3 protein-coding genes are annotated in these 1,960 nt (G+C 64.8%); 2 read left to right on the forward strand and 1 reads right to left on the reverse strand.

Going from position 1 to position 1,960, the window contains the following annotated elements; translation table 11 throughout:
• A partial coding sequence (locus BG52_RS08910) for an LLM class flavin-dependent oxidoreductase (RefSeq protein ID WP_036667130.1) occupies window positions 1–761 on the reverse strand: 761 nt, incomplete at its 3' end.
• 244 nt (window positions 762–1,005) lie between these two features.
• On the opposite strand from BG52_RS08910, the gene BG52_RS08915 reads away from it, so the two are divergent.
• Entirely contained in the window at window positions 1,006–1,695 is a 690-nt protein-coding gene (locus BG52_RS08915; RefSeq protein ID WP_051587691.1) for a futalosine hydrolase, read from the forward strand.
• The coding region (locus BG52_RS08920; protein ID WP_036667131.1) for an MqnA/MqnD/SBP family protein at window positions 1,692–1,960 on the forward strand (269 nt) is incomplete at its 3' end. The genes BG52_RS08915 and BG52_RS08920, both read left to right, overlap by 4 nt.

The raw sequence follows: 1,960 nt of genomic DNA on the forward strand, positions 1-1,960 counted from the left end.
CCGGTGCGGCCGCGGATCAGGTTCAGGAACTGCTGCTCGTGCGAGGTGGCGAGCTTCTGCGCCTCCTCGTCCGTATCGGCTGCGATAATGTTGAGGCCGACCATAGCGTACGGCTTCTCGAGCGCGTCCGAAGGGCGGAAGCCGGAGCGGTACAGATCGAGGGCGGGCAGCAAATAATCGGGTGCGAAATGGCTGGCGAACGCGAACGGCAGCCCAAGCGACGCGGCCAGCTGCGCGCTGAAGCCGCTGGAGCCGAGCAGCCAGATCGGGATGTTCAGGCCTTCGCCGGGAACGGCTCTGACGCCGGGACGCGAGTCCGGCGTCGGCTGAAAGTAGTCGCGAAGCTCGCTGAGCTGCTCCGGGAAATCATGGCCGTCGCTGCCGGTACCGCGCCGCAGCGCATGCGCGGTGCGCTGGTCGGAGCCGGGAGCTCGGCCGAGGCCGAGATCGATGCGTCCGGGATACAGCGACTCCAGTGTCCCGAATTGCTCGGCGATGACGAGTGGAGCGTGGTTCGGCAGCATGATGCCGCCGGAGCCAACGCGGATTTTCTCGGTGCCTGCCGCAACATGCGAAATGATCAGCGCGGTGGCCGAGCTGGCGATGCCCGGCATATTGTGATGCTCGGCGAGCCAATAGCGGCGATAGCCCCACTTCTCGGCGTGCTGTGCCAGATCAAGCGTATTGCGAAACGAATCCGCCGGCGTTCCGTCGACGATGACCGGGGCGAGATCCAGGATGGAAACGGGTATGTGAAGCATGCGATTTTCTCCTCCTCACGGCCGGCTTCCTTTCGGATGGTCTGGAAGCCGGGGCAAACAGCTTTTGACCTATTGTGAACCAATCGGCTTCAAGGTTCAAGTGGCCTGGGGTCCGCATGGTATTTTTAAACGTACAGGAAGTATATAGTCAGTGAAACGATCCGGCGACAGTCAGCCTTGAAGAAAGCTTTAAATCGTGGTTCACTATAGAAGACAGGCATTGATCGTTTAGAAGGAGAAAAAGATGCGGCACCTCGAACCGTACCATTCGCAACAATGGGTTGGGCGCGTCCTGATCATGACCGCCGTCGAGGCGGAGCGGGACGCGGTTCTGCGCGGACTGCGCGGAGCCAAAGAAGTAGATGTCATGCTGGCCGGCGTCGGTGCGGCTTCGGCTGCCGCTCATACCGCGCGGGCGCTGACGGCGTCCGGTCCGTACGGGCTGGTCGTGAGCGCCGGGATCGGCGGGGGATTTGCGGGCAGGGCGGAGGTGGGATCGATCGTCATCGCGGACGCGATCGTCGCCGCCGATCTGGGCGCGGAGACGGGCGAAGGGTTCAGCAGCCTGGACGAGCTGGGGTTCGGCACGACGCGCATGCCGGTCGCGGCAAGTCTCGCTGACAGGCTGCAGGCGGCGCTGTCCGCCGCAGGTTTGCCGGCTTGCTCCGGTCCGGTGCTCACCGTGGCCACGGTCACGGGCACGGCCGAGACCGCGCGCGAGCTGTCGGTTCGGGTGCCGGGCGCCGCCGCCGAGGCGATGGAAGGCTACGGCGTGGCGGCCGCGGCTGCCATGTTCGGCTTGCCGGCGCTTGAGATCCGCACGATCTCCAACGCGGTCGGACCGCGCGACCGGTCCGCCTGGCGCATTCCGGATGCTTTGGCCGCCCTGGAGGCGGCAAGCTCCACCTTACGGGAGGTATTGCAGCAGCTATGAAAATCGCTTATTCACCTTGTCCCAACGATACGTTTGTGTTCCATGCCTGGGCGCATGGCCTGATTCCGGGCGCGCCTCCGCTTGAGGTCACTTATGCCGATATCGATATGACGAACCGGCTGGCGGCCGGCACGGACGGGCCCGATATTCTGAAAATTTCGTGTGCGGCGCTGCCTTGGGTGCTGGACCATTACGCGCTTCTGCCATGCGGCGGCGCGCTGGGCCGGGGATGCGGGCCGCTCGTGCTGACCGCGGGCTCCCCCGG

The sequence above is a fragment of the Paenibacillus darwinianus genome, from assembly GCF_000598065.1.
Classification (GTDB): domain Bacteria; phylum Bacillota; class Bacilli; order Paenibacillales; family Paenibacillaceae; genus Paenibacillus_I; species Paenibacillus_I darwinianus.